Raw genomic sequence first — 16,770 nt, 5'->3', positions numbered from 1 at the left:
CCAGGCGAGCGCCGATGAAAACCCGTGGCGGCTTCAGCCCGCCATCACCCGGTCGCCGCCGAAGCGCGACAGCACCAGCCGGTCCAGGACCCAGACCAGCACCAGCGACAGGCCTACCAGGGGGAAGGCCACCCCCAGCACCAGCATGATCACCACCGCGCCGCGCCACAGGGGCAGGCCATGGGGCAGCGGCGGCACGCCGAGGCGGCCGCTGGGCCGGCGCTTCCACCAGAGCACCAGGCCGCTGACCGCGCTGAGCAGGATCATCAGGCACACGGCAAACATCAGCAGCTGGTTGGCCAGGCCGAAGAAGCGCCCCTCGTGCAGCATCACCCCCATCTCCACGCTCTTGGCCACCAGGCCGTAGTCCTTCCAGCGCACATCGGCCAGCACCTTGCCGCTGTAGCGGTCGAGGTGCAAGGTCGCGTCCTGGCGCGGGTCGGCGGCGAACACGGCGATGCTGAAGACGCCCGTGGGCGTGGTCGGCAGGGTGATGCCGTAGCCGGGCACCACGCCGCGCTCGCGGGCGGTGTCCACCACCTGCTGCAGCGGGATGCTCGGCACCTCGCTGGCCGGCGCCCTGTCGTGCCCGGCATGGGCGCGGTGGGCGGCGTGGGCGTCGGACTCCGGCAACGGCGTGGTTTCCGCGGCCCAGGGCACGGTCTGGTCGCTGGCGCTGTTGAGGCTGCGCGCCAGCTCGCCGGACTTCGGCACCTCGTTCCACATGGCGGCGGGGAAGCGGTTCCACACATCGGCGAAGCTCGCGCCCCAGAAGCCGGTCCAGGTCATGCCGGTGAGCAGCATGAACAGCAGCAGCAGGCTGCCCCAGAAGCCGGTGACGCCGTGCAGGTCGCGCCAGAACAGGCGCCCGCGCGCGGACAGGCGCGGCCACAGCACCCCGGCACCGGAGCGCCCGCGCGGCCACCAGAGGTAGAGCCCGGACACCACCAGGACGATGCCCCAGCCGGCGGCCAGTTCGATCAGCCGGTCGCCGACCGTGCCGATCATCAGCTCGCCGTGCAGGGCGCGGGTCGCCGCCTGCAGGTTCCAGAAGGCGTCCTGGGTGCCCAGCACCTTGCCGCTGTAGGGGTCGAGGAACAGGTTGAGGGTGCGGCCGCCGTCAGCGATGACGAACTGGGCGCTGTGCCCGGCATCCACCGGCGGCAGGTACTGGCTGACGCTGGCCTGTGGATAAGCCTCGCGCACCCGCTGCAACTGGGCGTCGGCGTCCAGCGCATGGTGCCCGGGGGCGACCCGCAGCAGGTCGGCGTACATCAGCTCATCGAGCTGCGGCTTGAACAGGTAGATGCTGCCGGTGATGGACAGCAGGATCATGAAGGGAATGACGAAGAGGCCGGCATAGAAATGCCAGCGCCACGCCAGGTTGTAGAACGAAACAGCCGGTTTGCTCATGGTCGGGCTCGCCTGGAAAGCGCCTCTCTGGGTTCACGCGCAGCACGGTGGCTGGCGCAATGGAGGCTTGTCGTCAGCCGCCTCGCCCATAACGGGCGCAGGGGTGACGCGGTGTGCGGATCAGGCGAGGGAGGCAGGCGGCGCGCGGGAGCGGGAGCCGGGGAAGATGGCCGAGCCGGCGTGGCCCGAGGCGACCGGCACCAGGCGCGGCGCACGGACGGCATCCAGCAGGGTGGAAGCGATCAGCGGGGCGGAGCTCAGCGCCGGGCAATTGAGCAGCAGGGTGCAGTAGCCGCACTTGGCCCAGGCCGCCTCGTGGCCGGGCTGGCCCGGCGCCTTCTGCACAGTGCCGTGCTCAGTGGAACAGGCCAGCTCGCCCATCCAGTCCGGCACGCCCTGGTGGTCCAGGCTGCGCGCCTGGGACAGCAACGGACCGGCGAACACCAGCAGCATGGCCAGAAGGCCAAGCCAGGCGCCGCTGCGGATTGTCGTGTGTCGAGCCAAGGTGCCGTCCGGGACAGGGGATTGGAACAGGTGCAATGCTAGCCGTGCACCGCCACGGGTTGAAGCATAGCGGCTGAGTCACAAGGCCGCAGTACGCGGCGGCAAATTCCCGTGGGGCGCGGTCAGCCCAGGCGCCGCGCCTCGAACTTCACCCGGGGGTGGACGAGGCGGTCCTGGGCGCGCACCAGTTCCAGTTCGTAGCTGCCGCAGGCCTGGGTCTCCAGCAGCACTTCATGCACGGCGGCGGCGCTGAATTCGAAGGCCTCGAGCAGGTCGTTGCCCAACAGCAGACGCGCCAGGAACACCCCGGACGTGAGGTCGCCCACGCCCACCGGCTGGCGCGGGAAGGCCAGCAACGGGCGGCGCAGGTGCCAGGTGCCTTCGCCGCTGACCAGCAGCATTTCGAAGTCCTCGGCGGCGCGGCCGGGGTAATCCAGGTGCTTGACCAGGATCGCCTTCGGCCCACGCTCCAGCAGGGCCCGGGCCATGCCCACGCAATCCTCCAGGGAGGTGGGGCGGCGGCCGGCGAAGCTGTTCAGCTCCAGCTGGTTGGGGCACAGCAGGTCGGCTACGGCGGCGGCCTCTTCGAGGAGGAAGGTGCTGACTTCCGGCGCCACGATGCAGCCCTTCTCCGGGTGGCCCATCACCGGGTCGCAGAGGTACAGCGCCCGCGGGTTGGCCTGCTTGATACGCGCCACCACCTCGAGGATCTCGCGGCCCTGGGCGGCGCTGCCGAGGTAGCCCGAGAGCACGGCGTCGCAATTGCCCAGTTCGCCGATGGCGGCGATGCCCTCCACCAGCACCGGCACCTGGTTCGGCGACAGCACCTCGCCCGTCCACTGCCCGTACTGGGTGTGGTTGGAGAACTGCACGGTGTTCAGCGGCCAGACATTGACCCCGAGGCGCTCAACGGGGAACACCGCGGCGCGGTTGCCGGCATGGCCGAAGACCACATGGGACTGGATGCTGAGGAGGTGGGGCGTTCGTGGCATTGAATAAACCCTGGTCTCGACGGGAAGAAAGGCGGCCTGACGTGCAACGACAGGTTCACTACCATAATGGCAAGATTCTCCCATCCTCCGCCGTCAGAGCCATCATGGAATCCCTGTATTTTTCGCCGATGCTGCTGGGACTCAACCTGATGCTCGCCAGTGCCGTGGCCTGTACCGGCCTGTGGTATTTCTCCCGCCCCTACCGGGGCCCGGGCTTCTGGATGGCCGGCGCCTGGCTGCTGATTCTCGGCATCTTCTCCTTCTTCGTCTTCGTCGCCACCGGCAACCGCCCGCTCAACGTCTTCGGCAACGCCACCCAGCTGGCAGGCGAGGCGGTGCTGATGCTCGGCGTATTCCGCTTCCTCGATCGCCCGCTGCCCTGGTGGACGGTGCCGGTGAGCGCCGGCCTGATGGCTGCGGCCAACAGCTGGCACTGGTGGGTGGCGCCGCTGAACAGCGAGCTGCTGATCGCCATCTACGCCGGCATCGGCGGGCTGCTGCCGCTGCAGGCCGCCGGCGCCTTGCTGCGCCACCCGCGCGACGCGGAGCTGCGCGTCGTCTGCCGTTGCGTCGGCATCGTCCTGCTCGGCTATGCCCTGGTCACCCTGCTGCGCGGCGGCATCGCCGTGCACGATTGGCTCAACGCCATCGAGCATCCCGACGTCACCCGCTCCATGGCGTACCTGCTGCCGTACAACTTCGCCATTCCGCTCTGGGTCATCGCCCTGGTCGGCCTGGCGCTGATGACCATGCGCCGCATCCTCCTCGACAGCCAACGCAACGCCCGCCAGGCGGAGGCCAGTGCCCAGCGCTTCGAACGCCTGATGAACGTCACCCGCTGCGGCATGCTGGTGCTGCAGGACGGGCGCATCCAGGACAGCAACCCGACGCTCGACGCGCTCTTCGGCCAGCCCCGCGAAGGCCTGCTGCAGCAGGCGCCCGAACAGCTGTTCGTCGATGCCGAGCGCGCCCGTATCGGCCCGTTGCTGGCCCAGGCCGATGGCACCCCCGCCGACGTCACCGCCCTGCGCCGCGACGGCTCGACCTTCCCGGCCGAACTCTCGGTCACCCACCTCGATGGCGCCGGCCAGCAGTTGCTGGAAGTCCGTGATGTCAGCCACCGCAAGGCCCTGGAAGAGCGCCTGCGCCTGCAGGCCACCACCGATCCGCTGACCGGCGCCCTCAACCGCCGGGCCTTCTACGCCCGCGCCGAGCACGAGTTGCAGCGCGCGCGGCGCCAGGGCCAGACCTTGTGCCTGGCGATGCTCGACCTCGACCATTTCAAGCGCATCAACGATGCCCACGGCCACGGCAGCGGCGACCGGGTGCTCTGCGAATTCAGCAGGCTGTGCCAACACGAAGCCCGCAGTACTGACCTGTTCGCCCGCTTCGGTGGTGAGGAGTTCGTCTTCCTGCTGCCCGATACCACCCCCGACGCCGCCCGCAATTTTCTCGAGCGCCTGCGCGAATCGGTGGAGCAATTGCGAGTGGATGCCAATGGCATTTCCCTGCGCGTGAGCGTCAGCATCGGCCTGGCCGCCAGCCCGCCGAACGCGGACCTGCACCTGCTGCAGGAGGCTGCCGATACGGCGCTTTATCGCGCCAAGCAACATGGCCGCAACCGCGTCGAACTGGCCCTCTGAAATCGCTGCGGATGGGTTAAGCTTCTGGGTATTCCAGGGGAGTGATCATGATCAGTCTGGGCGATGTATTCCTGTTTATGCTCTTCGCCGCCGGTGCCGCCTGGCTCTGGCGTGGCCACGGCATTCGCGAGCGCGCACTGGCGCTGGTCAAGCAGCACTGCTCGCGTTTCGACATCGAACTGCTGGACGGCAACGTCGCCCTGCAGCGTCTGACCGTGGTCCGCGATGCCCGGGGTAACCGCCGCCTGGCACGCATCTACGGCTTCGAGTTCACCGTCACCGGCGAGCAGCGCCTCACAGGCACCATCCAGATGTTCGGCAGCCACGGCGGCCGCATCGAGCTGGATGCCCACCCCTTCGAGCCGCCAGCGGCCTCGGAAGGCAACGTCATCCAGATCAGCGACTGGCGACGCAGCCACCCGCGCCCGGATGAGCAACGCCACGTCGAATGAAGACGCTCTGTTTGCGTTGTGTGTTGCAGTCTTTAAGCAACCGCTTAAGCACGTTGGTTTTCGGGCATTTATGGACCTCTGCCACCTCCACCGCATGGGTTTCGCTCCGCTCTACGCCATCCTACGAGTGGGCCGCTGCAACGCAGCGCGTACCGAATGTGATGCGCACATCAATAGATATCTGGGTGAATAAAGCTGGAGCAGCCGCGAAACGCCCCTTCCCAGGAGGCCGAGCGAATCGTCGTGTAGGGGGTTGAGCGACATGGATGTCGCGAGAGCCGCGATGGGCCAGGGATGGCCCTTCGCGGCGTGCCCCTGGAACGATGATGGAGCGAGGGGAGTCTGGCTTTAGCCAGACCCGTATGGAGGGGCAAGCCTCTTTGGTTTCTTTCTTGGCGACTGAAGAAAGAGACTCGCCCGGGGGGGCGAAACCAGAAGCATCAGCAAAACTCGGCAATCAGCTGGACTCAAATCCTCTAGCAACACTTAACGCAGACATAGCCAATGAAGACGCTGTTTTCCACAGCACGGCCGCTGTGGAAAACTCGCTTCAACTCTCTAACGTCACCCTGTGGATAACCTGCTGCCACTGCTCGCGGTTGGTGTAGGTCATCGGCCAGCGCAGTAGCCGGCAGCGCCAGCGGAACCAGCGGCTGGCACGTCGCGCCCGGTTAACCCGGCAATGCTCGAAGAGCCATTCGGGATCGAAGCCGATCCACTCCCCCGCCACGCTCCAGGCGTTCAACCAGACCACCGGTGCCACCTCGTAAAGGTAGATGGCCTCCAGCTCGGCCGGGGGCAGGGCGCTGGCGCGCAGCGTGTCGGCGATCACGCGCAGGTTGGCCTCATCCCGTTGGGTGTCCAGCCACAGCTCGGACAGCGCCAGCCAGACCCGCTCCCGCGCCGCGTCGCTCATCGCTGCAGGAGGAAGCCGGCGGCACGCTCGGCGGCGGCTTCGGGGAACTCCTGCATGAAGCAGTGCCCGCCCTCCACCACCTGGGCGCCGACATGGGGGTTCAGCGCGCTGATCCGCGCCACCGAACGGGCGACGAAGGGGTAGCTGTGCTGGCCGTGGAAGATCTGCGTCGGCGTGACGATGCGCGCCAGCGAGGGCCATAGGCGCTTGGGGCAGGAACTGAAGATCTCCGCCTCGCGGCTGGGCCGGCATTTCAGCTCGACGCCGCTGTCCACCGCCTTCAGCGCGTGCTCCACGTAGGCGCCCAGGGCGTCGTCCGTCCAGCCCTTGAAGATGCCGCGCCCATGCAGGGCGGCGAAGGCGGCGGGGCGATCCACCCAGTGGCTGCGCCGGGCCCGCGCGCGCTTGGCCATGGTGGTGCGGCGGTGCAGGCCGAGCACTTCGGAGAAGGCCATGACGCCGATCATCGCCGGGGTGAAGAGCACCGGGTCGAGCAGCACCGCACGCTGGAACAGCTCGGGGTGGCGCGCCAGCACCAGGCTGGTGAGCACGCCACCAAAGCTGTGACCGAGGGCGAAACGGGGGACGTCGCCGAAGAGGCCGCGCCCGGCCTCGAAGGCTTCCACCGCCAGTTCGGCGTTGCGGTTCCAGCCGAGGAAGCGCCCGCCGTGGTCGCTGTCGCCATGGCCCTGTACGTCGCAGAGCCAGAGGTCGAAGTGCTCGCTGAGGGCTTCCAGCATCGGCGAGTAGGCGCGGCCGCAGAAGCCGTTGCCATGGAGGAAGTGCAGCAGGGGCTTGCCGCTGGGCTGGCTGTGCCAGCCGCGCAGGGTGAAGCCGGCGGAACTCGGGTGGGACCAGGCGGACAACTGCATCGCAACGCACTCGAAATGAACTGCGTGCAGTTTATCCGCCGCGCCGCCTCCGGCGCAGCCGTTGCGTTCAGATGGCGGCGTGTTCGCGGATGAAGGCATCCAGCAGGCGGTTCAGCGCCTCGGGCTGGTCCAGGGGGGTGGCGTGCCCGGAGTCGGCGATCACCTCCAGGCGTGCATTGCGCAACTGGCTGACGTAGGCCGCCTTGGCCGCCACCGGGGTGTAGTCGCGGTCACCGCTGATCACCAGCAGCGGGGTGTTGACCCGGCAGGCGCCCGCCAGCGCCGACCAGCCGGGGATAGCGCCCATGGCATGCAGGTAGGAACGCCGGTCGTTGCCGGCGATGCGCGCCATCACCCGCTGGCGCAAGCCCGCCTGCTCCGGCTTGGGGAACAGCTTGCCGGCCAGCAGCCGCGCCATGCCGGCGGGGCCGAACAGGCGCACCAGGGTGAAACGCAGCGCCACCTGCCAGCGCACCTGCCAGCTGTCCACGGGGAAGTTCGGCGAGCTGTTGATAACCGCTGCCGCGCGCACCAGGTGCGGGTGCTCGGCGAGCAGCTGGAAGGTGATCATGCCGCCCATGGAGATGCCCACCAGGATGCAGGGCTCCAGGTCCATGGCGACGATGAACTCGGCCACGTCGGCGGCCAGCTCGGCCATGCTCACCGGCGCGCGCAGCGGTTCGCTGGCGCCGTGGCCGCGCAGGTCCAGGGCGTAGACGCGGAAGTGCCGGGACAGCGCCTCGACCTGGGGCTGCCAGTCCTCCAGGGAGGAACCCAGGCCGTGCACCAGCAGCACCGAGGCGCCCTCTCCCTGGCAGATATAGTTGAAACGTCCGCCCGACAAGTTGATCTGTTCCATGGTCGAGTTAATTCCCTTTTGAATAATCGATGGCCAATAAAAAGACGCCGTTCCTTATTAAAAGGACCGATGAAAAGTTGGTGGATCGGATAACTTCCGAAGCGCCCGTAAACAAGTTTCCGGTGTTTGCCTTTGCCCGCCCAAACCTCCTAGAATCGCCCAGCGCCGACTCGAGAAACCACCATGTACAGCATCGCCAGTCCGACCCAGGCACGCAGCAAGAAAGCCCTGGAGCGCTACCTCAACGTCGCCGCCGAACTGCTCGCCAACGACAGCTTCGAAGAAACCGGCATTTCCCAGATCGCCCAGCTCGCCGAGTCCTCGGTGGGCACCTTCTATCGCCTGCTCGGCGACAAGGACGTGCTGCTCTATACCGTCCACGAGCGCTTCGTCGAACAAAGCCGCGAGGCGGTCGACGGGGTCATTGCCAGCCTGGAGAACCTGCCGCTGCCCGCGCAGATCGAGGGCTTCATCGAGGGCGTGACACGCCTGTTCGATGGCAGCGAAGGCCTGCTCCGCGCCCTGATCCGGCGCAGCTCGATGGACGTCCAGTTCCGCGAGCGCTTCCACCAGCTCAATGCCTACATCGGCCAATCCTTCTGCCGCATCGTCCTCGCCCATGCGCAGGAACTCGGCCATCCGCAGCCGCAGCAGGCGGCCGACCTGACCGCCCATATGCTGCTTGCCAGCCTGAATTACCTGACCATGGTCGGCACCCTCGGCGTCACCCCCCGGGAAGTTGTGCCGGGGGAACTTTCCCGCCTCGTTTGCAAGTATCTGGAAGTTCGCCGGGTTTAACGCCGGCTGTCCCGCCTTAGTTGTGCCGGGGTGAAGTCGGACGCCTTCAGCGCTATATCGAATTCATCCGCCGGCTCTTCGTTGGACAATATGCCAATTACATAGCGGCCGCCGATCAGGTCATATACGGCGTCGCCCTTGGTCCATACCAGCGGCTGGTCGTAGAGGTTGATGGTGTAGGACTCACCCACCCGCCACAGCTGGTCGCGGTTGTCGTAGTGGTCCACCAGCAGCACCTGGTAGCTGTCCTCGTCGAAATAGAAGTCGCGCTGCTTGTACTGGTGGCGCTGCCCGTCCTTGAGGGTGGCGCGCACGTGCCACACGCGGTGCAGCTCGTAGCGCAGCAGGTCGGGGTTCACGTGGCCGGCCTTGACGATGTCGGCGTACTTGCTGGTGCGCGAGGCGAAACGGTAGCTGTTGTAGGGCACGTAGAGCTCTTCCTTGCCCACCAGCTTCCAGTCGTACTTGTCCGGCGCACCGGAGAACATGTCGAAGTTGTCGGTGGTGCGCAGCCCCTCGGAGGCGGTGCCGGGGGAGTCGTAGGCGACGTTCGGCGTGCGCCGCACGCGGCGCTGGCCGGCGGCGTAGAGCCAGGCCAGGCGCGGTTCCTTCACCTGGTTGACGGTCTCGTGCACCAGCAGCTCGGTGCCTGCCAGGCGCGCCGGCGCCAGCACCGACTGGCGGAAGTAGAACAGCACGTTGCCGTTGTCCTTGCTGTAGTCGCCAGCGTTCTGGTTGAACAGGAACAGGTCTTCGATGCGGGTCATGAAGTAGTCGCCGCTGGCGTGGGGCACGGCCTGGGCGTAGTAGCGCTTGACGCTGTTGCCTCGGAAGCGCACCAGGTGGTTCCACAGCACCTCCAGCCCCGACTGCGGAATCGGGAACGGCGTGGCGACCTTGAAGTCGGCGATGCCGTTGCCGTTCTCGATCAGCTTCGCGTGGGTGGCGTTGTCCTTGATCGCGGCGTACACCGCCTCGGGATAGGAGGCCGAGCGGCGGGTCGGGTAGACCACCAGCTTCCAGCTGTCCGGGTAGCGCTTGAGCATGGCCAACTGGCCGGGGCTGAGGTGGGCACGGTACTGCTCGGCGTTCTTCGCATCGATGCTGAACAGCGGCTGGTCGGCGGCGAAGGGGTCCTTGTAGCCGAGGGTCTTGTCGTAGGCTGCGGCATCGCGGGCCAGGCCGCCGGTCCAGGCGGGGATGGTGCCGGCGGCGTTGCCGGCCTTCTCCGCGCCCAGCGGGGTCAGGTCGGCCCCCAGGCGCGCGGCCTGGTCGGCACCCACCTGGGCCTGGGCGAACGGCGCGGCCAGCAGCAGGGCGGCGAGCAGGCTGCTGTGGATAAGTCCTGGTCTGTGCATGGCGTCGAATCCCTTCTCAGAAGCTGTACTTGATGTTGAAGCTGACGAAGTCACGGTCGCTGCGCTTGTTGGAGACACCGCCGCCGCTGTAGCCCACGTAGCGGGTGCCGACGGTGAGGGACTCCTTGTAGATGGCGTCGATGCCGGCGGACCAGCTCTGCGCCTCTTCGTCCAGGCCGTTGGTGAGCTGGGGCGCGACGCCGTTGATGCTGTACTGGTAGCCGAAGGACGGCACCAGGTTCACTAGGTTGAGCACGTTGGTGTAGGTCAGCTGCAGGCTGGCCTGGGCGCCGGTGGCAGTGCTGGTGGCCTCGTAATAGTCGACGTCGGATTCCAGGCCCTGCACGCGGCTGGCCACCAGCTCGGTGAACAGGGTCGCCGAGTCGGCGCCGAGCACCCCGGTGAAGTTGTAGATGGCGGCCAACGACGCCTGGTACATGTCCTTCTCGCGGTAGCCATCCAGGTGGGTGCCCACGGGCAGCCCATTGGGGTTGAACAGCGCGTCGGGCAGGTACTCGTTGAGGCCGAGGGCGATGGGCGTGTCCGGGCGGTAGCTCAGCTCGCCGGCCAGCGACAGGCCGTTGAAGATGCTGTCGCCACCGATGGAGGTGTTGAAGCTGATGCCGAACAGGTCGCGCTTCTCCAGGTACTCGGCGTAGTAGCGCGCGCTGCTGGCGTCAGGCACGGTGCCGACGACGGGCAGCGTCACCTGGCGGCCGACGGTGAGCCCGAGCATGGGCACCTGCATGTTGTAGCGCAGGTAGTAGAAGCCCAGTTCGGTGTCATTCAGCTCCGGCACGTACCAGCGCAGGGCGAGGCCGTACTGGGCGGCGCCGTCGGCATCGATGTCCTGGGCGCGGGGGATGAAGGTGGTGGGCAGGTAGGCCTTGAGCAGGTTGTTCAGGCCACCCGGCGCCAGGGCATCGGCATAGGCCTGGGCCATGGCCGGGTTGTCGAAGGCGCGGCCGCCGGCGACGGCTTCCTGCAGCGGCGAGACGGATAGGTAGTTGCAGCCTTCGCCGATCACGTCGAGGGTCGAGTAGTAGGTGCCGCAGGGGTCGATCTTCGAGGCTTCCCAGGCCTTGCCCGGCTGCCAGTAGCCCTCGACGCTGAGGTTGTCGCGCAGCTCGAAGGAGGCATAGGCCATGAAGGTGGGCATGTACGCCTCCTTCACTTCGGAGCCCGGCGCGCGCAGGGCGTTGATGTCCACCGGGTTCGTGGCGCCGATGCCGTTCTGGTAGAACAGTCCCTCGCCCCAGTTGATCACCTGGCGCCCCAGCCGCGCGTTGAGGGCGCGGTCGTTGACCGTCCAGCTGCCGTAGACGAAGGCGTCCAGCAGGTCGGCGCTGGAGCCCGCTTCGTCGAGGCCGGCGTGGCTGATCTGGCGGTGGCGGCGCTCGTCGTCCTTCAGCTCGAAGTCATAGAAGGCGCGGCCCCGGACGAACACGCCGAAGCGGTCCTGGTAGCGCAGGTCGAGTTCGGACACCGCCTTGACCACCTCGGAGAAGAGGTCGCCACGGCGGAAGTTGAGGTCGCCGTCGTCGGAGTTGATCAGCCCGGCGTTGTCGCCGGTGCCGCCGTTGGCGCGGGCGATCAGCTTGCTGTCCTGCCCCTCCACGCGGTAGCTGAGCCCGTAGGACAGGGTGGTATCGAGCGAGGTGGTCCAGTCTCCGTCTCCGGAGCGCACCTGAAACGCCTGTGCGCCACCCAGGGGCAACGCGCCGAGCAACGCCAGGCCGGCTGCTGCCAGGCCTCTTCCTTGATTTGCCACGATGGTCTCCAGCTGTTGTTTTTATCGGAATCGGAACATCGGTTCCGAAATAATCTAATCCTGCGCATTGCCGCTGACAAGACGCCGCTCGAATTATTTTTTATCCACAGGTGCGGCACCGGTCTGGCCATCGCACAGCGGCGGCTCGTGAGCTGTGGGTAGGCACCCTTAGGCCCCGCCGTCCGTCGCCTTGGCGCACCTGTCCACAGGCTCTGGAACGCTGCTCTCCCCCGCCACACTGAACGAATTTCGATCAACCCTATTGACGGAATCGGAATTTCTGTTTCGATTTAAAAGCGGTCAAACAACAACAAATAGGAGACCCGTCATGCCCCTTCGTACCCTGCTCTGCGGCCTGCTGCTGGCCGTCTGCCTCGGCCAGCACGCCCTGGCCGCTTCCCGCTGCAGCGAACGCCCCCGTACCCTGCTGCGCCCTGCCGAAGTCAGCTGTTCCTACCAGAGCACCTGGCTGGATTCGGGCCTGGTGGGCCAGCGCAAGATCATCTACCAGACGCCCCTGGGCACCCCGCCGGCCGGCGGCTGGCCGGTGGTGCTGATCTACCAGGGCTCGTTCTTCCCCCTCAACGACTTCAGCTACCACAGCAACCTGCCCTTCGGCGGCTATTACGAAGGCAAGCTGGTGCAGAACCTTCTGGACCACGGCTACGCGGTGATCGCCCCCAGCGCCCCGGCGGACCTGTTCTGGCAGACCAACATCCCCGGCCTCGCCCAGGCCTATGAGCTGAGCACCGACTACGACTTCCTCGGCAACGTGCTCGCCGCCATCGCCAGCGGTCACTTCGGCCCGCTCAACGCCCAGCGCCAGTACGCCACCGGCATCTCCAGCGGCGGCTACAACACCAGCCGCATGGCCGTGTCCTTCCCTGGCAAGTTCCGCGCCCTGGCGGTGCAATCCGGCTCCTACGCCACCTGCAGCGGGCCTCTCTGCGTGGTGCCCGACCAGCTCCCCGCCGACCACCCGCCGACGCTGTTCCTGCACGGCTTCGTCGACGCCGTGGTGCCCTGGTGGAGCATGGACCTCTACTACGACCGCCTGCTCCACCAGGGCATCGAGACCGCGCGCTACACCGAGCCGTTGGGCGGCCACGAGTGGTTCGCCGCCTCGCCGGCCAAGGTGCTCGCCTGGTTCAACGCCCACCCCTGATCCACCGCGGACGCAGCCCGGGCCGGGTCCATGCTATCGTCGCCGCCTGTCGCGACACCCGGACCCCGCCCGTGCTGCCCCGTTCCCTGCGCATCGCCCTGCTGACCCTGCTGCTGTTCGCCGGCCTGCTGCTGACGATGCACCTGGCCGGCCGCCACGCCGAGCGCCAGGCCCTGCGCGAGGAAGGCCAGCAGGCCGGCGCCCAGCTGGGCCTCTACGCCGATGCATTGCGCACCCTGATCGACCGCTACCGGGCCCTGCCCGCCGTGCTCGCCCTCGACCCGGAACTGCGCGAGGCCCTGCAGCAACCGCTGTCACCCGAGCTGCAGCAGCGCCTCAACCTCAAGCTGGAACGCATCAACGGCGCCGCCCACTCCTCTACCCTCGAGCTGATGCGCAGCGACGGCCTGGCCATCGCCGCCAGCAACTGGCGCCTGCCCACCAGCTACGTGGGCCACAACTACGGCTTCCGCCCCTACTTCCTGCAGACCCGCACCCACGGCACCGGGCGCTTCTACGCGGTGGGCGTGGTCAGCGGCATCCCCGGCTACTTCCTCTCCCACGCCATCCACGACGAAACCGGCCACTTCCTCGGCGCCATCGTGGTGAAGCTGGAGTTCCCCGAGATCGAACAGCAGTGGCGCGAGCGCCCGGACACCATCCTGGTCAGCGACGCCAAGGGCATCGTCTTCATCGCCAACCAGCCGCAGTGGCGCTACCGCGAACTGGCGCCGATCGACGCCGCGCAACGTGCCGAACTGGCCGCCACCCGCCAGTACGACAAGAAGCCGCTGACGCCCCTGGTGCACCGCACCCTCGATGACTTCGGCGACGACAGCCGCCTGGTGCGCGTGCAGGGCCCCGATGGCGAGGCCGACTACCTGTGGGAATCCCTGGCGCTGCCCAGCGAAGGCTGGACCCTGCACCTGCTGCACCGCCCGCAGAACGCCGCCGGCAACGCCCGCGACGCCAGCCTGGCCGCTGGCGGGCTGTGGCTGGCGCTGTTCTTCCTCGCCCTGTTCCTGCACCAGCGCTGGCGCCTGGCGCGGCTGCGCCGGCAGAGCCACGACGAACTGGAGCGCCTGGTGGAACAGCGCACCGCCGCCCTGCGCACAGCCCAGGATGGCCTGGTGCAGGCGGCCAAGCTGGCGGCCCTGGGGCAGATGTCCGCCGCCCTCGCCCACGAGATCAACCAGCCGCTGACCGCCCTGCACATGCACCTGGGCAGCCTGCGCCTGATGCTCGACAACGGTCAGCTGGAGCAGGCGCGCAACGCCCTCGGCCGCCACGACGAACTGCTGCAACGCATGGCCGCCCTCACCGGCCACCTGAAGACCTATGCCCGGCAAAGCCCCGGCGGCCTGCGCGAGAAGCTGGAACTGGGCAGCGTGGTGGACAAGGCCCTGCAGCTGCTGGCGCCGCGCCTGCGTGACGGTGCCGTGCACATCGAGCAGCACCCGCGCCCATTGGCCTGGGTGCGCGGCGATGCCATCCGCCTGGAGCAGGTGCTGGTCAACCTGCTGCGCAACGCCCTCGACGCGGTCGCCGGCCAGGCCGAGCCGCGCGTCGACATCCGCCTGCAACGGGAGGACGGCCACTGGTGCCTGGAGGTCGCCGACAACGGCGGTGGCATCCCCGAGGCCACCCTGGCCCAGGTGTTCGACCCCTTCTTCACCACCAAGCCGGTGGGCGAAGGGCTCGGCCTCGGCCTGGCGGTTTCCTATGCCATCGTCCATGAACTGGGGGGCCGGCTGAGCGCCGGCAACCGTGACGCCGGCGCGGTGTTCCGCCTGTGCCTGCCCATCTTTGATCCTGCCGAGGAGCAGCCATGACCCCGAACCTGATCTTCGTCGACGACGAGGCCGCGATCCGCGAAGCGGTGCGCGAGTGGCTGGAGCTCTCGGGCTTCACCGTGCGCCTTTGCGCCAGCGCCGCCGAATGCCTGGACGGGCTCGACGCCGACTTCGAGGGCGTGGTGATCAGCGACCTGCGCATGCCCGGCATGGACGGCATGGCCCTGCTGGAAGCGGTGCAGGCGCTGGACCGCGAGCTGCCCTTCCTGCTGGTCACCGGCCACGGCGACGTGCCCCAGGCGGTGGAAGCCATGCGCCTTGGCGCCTACGACTTCATCGAAAAACCCTTCACCCCCGAACGCCTGCTGGGCAGCCTGCGCCGGGCTCTGGAAAAGCGCCGCCTGACCCAGGAGAACCGCCGCCTGCGCCGCCAGGTGGACGACCGCACCCGCCTCGATGGGCAGTTGATGGGCTTCTCCCGCCCCATGGAACAGCTGCGCCGCCAGGTGCTGGACCTGGCGCAGACGCCGGTGAACATCCTCCTGCGCGGCGACACCGGCAGCGGCAAGGAACTGGTCGCCCGCTGCCTGCACGAGTTCGGCCCGCGTGCCGGCAAGCCCTTCGTGGCGCTGAACTGCGCGGCCATCCCGGAGAACCTGTTCGAGAGCGAGCTGTTCGGCCATGAAAGCGGCGCCTTCACCGGCGCCCAGGGCAAACGCATTGGCAAGCTGGAACATGCCGACGGCGGCACCCTGTTCCTCGACGAGATCGAGAGCATGCCCCTGGCCCAGCAGGTGAAGCTGCTGCGCGTGTTGCAGGAACAGCAGCTGGAGCGCCTGGGCTCGAACCAGAGCATCCGCGTCGACCTGCGGGTGATCGCCGCCACCAAGCCGGACCTCAAGGAAGAAGTGCGCGCCGGGCGCTTCCGCGAAGACCTGCTCTACCGCCTCAACGTCGCCGAGCTGCAGCTGCCCGCCCTGCGCGAGCGCCGCGAAGACGTGCCGCTGCTGTTCGAGCACTTCGCCGCCCTGGCCAGCGAACGCCTCGGCCGCCCCGTCCCCAGCCTCACCCCCGCCGAGCTGGCGCAACTGCTGGCCCACGACTGGCCGGGCAACGTACGCGAGCTGGTCAACGCCGCCGAACGCCATGTGCTGGGGTTATCCACAGGCGGGCACGCAGCCGACAACGCCGCGCCCTCCCTGGCCGAACTGATGGAAACCTACGAGGCCCAATGCCTGCGCCAGGCCCTGGCCCGCAGCAAGGGCGACATCAAGGCGGTGATGGAACTGCTGCAGCTACCCCGCCGCACCCTCAACGAAAAGATGCAACGCCACGGCCTGGCCCGGGGCGAGTTCCTGCCGGGTGATGAAGACTGAAATCGGTCAAAAGCTGAGCACAGCCCTGAAAGCACCGTAGCGACTGGCATACAGAAAACTATCCACAGGCCGCTCACAGTTGGCTCCACAGACATTGTGGGCAACTGGGGGTTAATCCGTTCGCCTGGGGATTTCTTCGCGAATGAATTCGCTCCTACAGGCGCGCACCCGTCTGTAGGAGCGGTTTCAACCGCGAATAGGCGGCACTGGTCAAAGTCTGATCACAACCCTGAAAGCACTGCTGTTACTGGCGCCAAGCAATCTATCCACAGACAGCCAACAGCTGGCTCCACAGCTATTGTGGGCAACTGGGGATTAATCCGTTCTCCTGGGGATTTCTTCGCGAATGAATTCGCTCCCACGGGTGCTCGCCTGCCTGTAGGAGCGGTTTCAACCGCGAATGGGTGGGGCTGGTCGAAATATGAGCACAAGATTGAAAGCAGCGATTTGACTGGCCCTAAGCAATCTATCCACAGCCCGCCAACAGTTGGCTCCACAGCTATTGTGGGCAACTGGGAATGAACTCGCTCGCCTGGGGATTTCTTCGCGAATAAATTCTCTCCCACGGGTGCTTGCCTGCCTGTGGGAGCGGTTTCAACCGCGAATAGGCTGCACTGGTCGAAATATGAGCACAAGCTTGAAAGCAGCGCTATGACTGGCCCTAAGCGATCTATCCACAGCCAGCCAACAGTTGGCTCCACAGCAATTGTGGGCAACTGGGGATGAAGCCGCTCACCTGGGGATTTCTTCGCGAATGAATTCGCTCCCAGGGGTGCTCGCCTGCCTGTGGGAGCGGTTTCAACCGCGAATAGGTGGCACTGGTCAAAGTCTGAACACAAGCTTGAAAGCACTGCCGTT

The 16,770-nt window shown here is 67.1% G+C and carries 14 protein-coding genes; 6 read left to right on the top strand and 8 right to left on the bottom strand.

The genetic code is table 11. The annotated features are described in order from the left end of the window. Nucleotides 1–33 precede the first annotated feature (33 nt). The 3 genes from RTW82_RS03810 to pdxY all read right to left on the bottom strand — a co-directional run bounded on the left by RTW82_RS03810 (nucleotide 34) and on the right by pdxY (nucleotide 2,909). Nucleotides 34–1,413: a PepSY domain-containing protein gene (locus RTW82_RS03810; protein ID WP_316924288.1), complete on the bottom strand. Its 1,380-nt coding sequence runs from the start codon at nucleotides 1,411–1,413 to the stop codon at nucleotides 34–36. A 120-nt stretch (nucleotides 1,414–1,533) separates the two neighbouring features. After that, the gene (locus RTW82_RS03805) at nucleotides 1,534–1,917 is read right to left on the bottom strand and encodes a DUF2946 domain-containing protein (RefSeq protein WP_316924287.1); all 384 of its coding nucleotides are present in this window, start codon (nucleotides 1,915–1,917) and stop codon (nucleotides 1,534–1,536) included. Between the two features lie 122 nt (nucleotides 1,918–2,039). Further along, the gene (pdxY, locus tag RTW82_RS03800; protein WP_316924286.1) at nucleotides 2,040–2,909 is read right to left on the bottom strand and encodes a pyridoxal kinase PdxY; all 870 of its coding nucleotides are present in this window, start codon (nucleotides 2,907–2,909) and stop codon (nucleotides 2,040–2,042) included. A 104-nt stretch (nucleotides 2,910–3,013) separates the two neighbouring features. On the opposite strand from pdxY, the gene RTW82_RS03795 reads away from it, so the two are divergent. Both RTW82_RS03795 and RTW82_RS03790 read left to right on the top strand, forming a co-directional pair. Further along, nucleotides 3,014–4,552, top strand: a complete 1,539-nt coding sequence (locus RTW82_RS03795) for a sensor domain-containing diguanylate cyclase (RefSeq protein ID WP_316924285.1) — start codon at nucleotides 3,014–3,016, stop codon at nucleotides 4,550–4,552. 47 nt (nucleotides 4,553–4,599) lie between these two features. Then, on the top strand, nucleotides 4,600–5,004 hold the full coding sequence (locus RTW82_RS03790; RefSeq protein ID WP_021220995.1) for a DUF3301 domain-containing protein: 405 nt from the start codon (nucleotides 4,600–4,602) through the stop codon (nucleotides 5,002–5,004). A gap of 550 nt (nucleotides 5,005–5,554) precedes the next feature. On the opposite strand, the gene RTW82_RS03785 is transcribed toward RTW82_RS03790, so the two are convergent. From RTW82_RS03785 to RTW82_RS03775, 3 genes are all read right to left on the bottom strand, one after another. Beyond that, on the bottom strand, nucleotides 5,555–5,920 hold the full coding sequence (locus RTW82_RS03785; protein WP_265170135.1) for a hypothetical protein: 366 nt from the start codon (nucleotides 5,918–5,920) through the stop codon (nucleotides 5,555–5,557). Further along, nucleotides 5,917–6,792, bottom strand: a complete 876-nt coding sequence (locus RTW82_RS03780; RefSeq protein ID WP_316924284.1) for an alpha/beta hydrolase — start codon at nucleotides 6,790–6,792, stop codon at nucleotides 5,917–5,919. Before RTW82_RS03780 ends, RTW82_RS03785 begins: the two co-directional genes overlap by 4 nt. A 67-nt stretch (nucleotides 6,793–6,859) precedes the next feature. Continuing rightward, complete coding sequence (locus RTW82_RS03775; protein ID WP_316924283.1) at nucleotides 6,860–7,651, bottom strand: alpha/beta hydrolase; 792 nt, start codon at nucleotides 7,649–7,651, stop codon at nucleotides 6,860–6,862. Between the two features lie 183 nt (nucleotides 7,652–7,834). Here RTW82_RS03775 and RTW82_RS03770 point away from each other — a divergent pair, with 183 nt between their 5' ends. After that, nucleotides 7,835–8,449, top strand: a complete 615-nt coding sequence (locus tag RTW82_RS03770; RefSeq protein ID WP_043241777.1) for a TetR/AcrR family transcriptional regulator — start codon at nucleotides 7,835–7,837, stop codon at nucleotides 8,447–8,449. On the opposite strand, the gene RTW82_RS03765 is transcribed toward RTW82_RS03770, so the two are convergent. After that, entirely contained in the window at nucleotides 8,446–9,807 is a 1,362-nt protein-coding gene (locus tag RTW82_RS03765; protein WP_316924282.1) for a DUF1329 domain-containing protein, read from the bottom strand. The genes RTW82_RS03770 and RTW82_RS03765 overlap by 4 nt on opposite strands. Before the next feature lie 16 nt (nucleotides 9,808–9,823). Further along, the gene (locus RTW82_RS03760) at nucleotides 9,824–11,578 is read right to left on the bottom strand and encodes a DUF1302 domain-containing protein (RefSeq protein ID WP_316924281.1); all 1,755 of its coding nucleotides are present in this window, start codon (nucleotides 11,576–11,578) and stop codon (nucleotides 9,824–9,826) included. A gap of 328 nt (nucleotides 11,579–11,906) precedes the next feature. On the opposite strand from RTW82_RS03760, the gene RTW82_RS03755 reads away from it, so the two are divergent. The 3 genes from RTW82_RS03755 (at nucleotide 11,907) to RTW82_RS03745 (ending at nucleotide 15,912) form a co-directional block, all read left to right on the top strand. Next, complete coding sequence (locus RTW82_RS03755; RefSeq protein ID WP_316924280.1) at nucleotides 11,907–12,743, top strand: plasmid partitioning protein; 837 nt, start codon at nucleotides 11,907–11,909, stop codon at nucleotides 12,741–12,743. A gap of 71 nt (nucleotides 12,744–12,814) precedes the next feature. Continuing rightward, entirely contained in the window at nucleotides 12,815–14,575 is a 1,761-nt protein-coding gene (locus tag RTW82_RS03750; protein ID WP_316924279.1) for an ATP-binding protein, read from the top strand. Further along, complete coding sequence (locus RTW82_RS03745) at nucleotides 14,572–15,912, top strand: sigma-54-dependent transcriptional regulator (RefSeq protein ID WP_263403836.1); 1,341 nt, start codon at nucleotides 14,572–14,574, stop codon at nucleotides 15,910–15,912. Before RTW82_RS03750 ends, RTW82_RS03745 begins: the two co-directional genes overlap by 4 nt. Nucleotides 15,913–16,770 lie beyond the last annotated feature (858 nt).

It is taken from the genome of Pseudomonas sp. zfem005 (genome assembly GCF_032621735.1).
In the GTDB taxonomy this organism is placed as follows: domain Bacteria; phylum Pseudomonadota; class Gammaproteobacteria; order Pseudomonadales; family Pseudomonadaceae; genus Metapseudomonas; species Metapseudomonas solani.
Note: the sequence above shows the minus strand (reverse complement) of the source record. Positions and strands in the feature narration are given on the sequence as shown.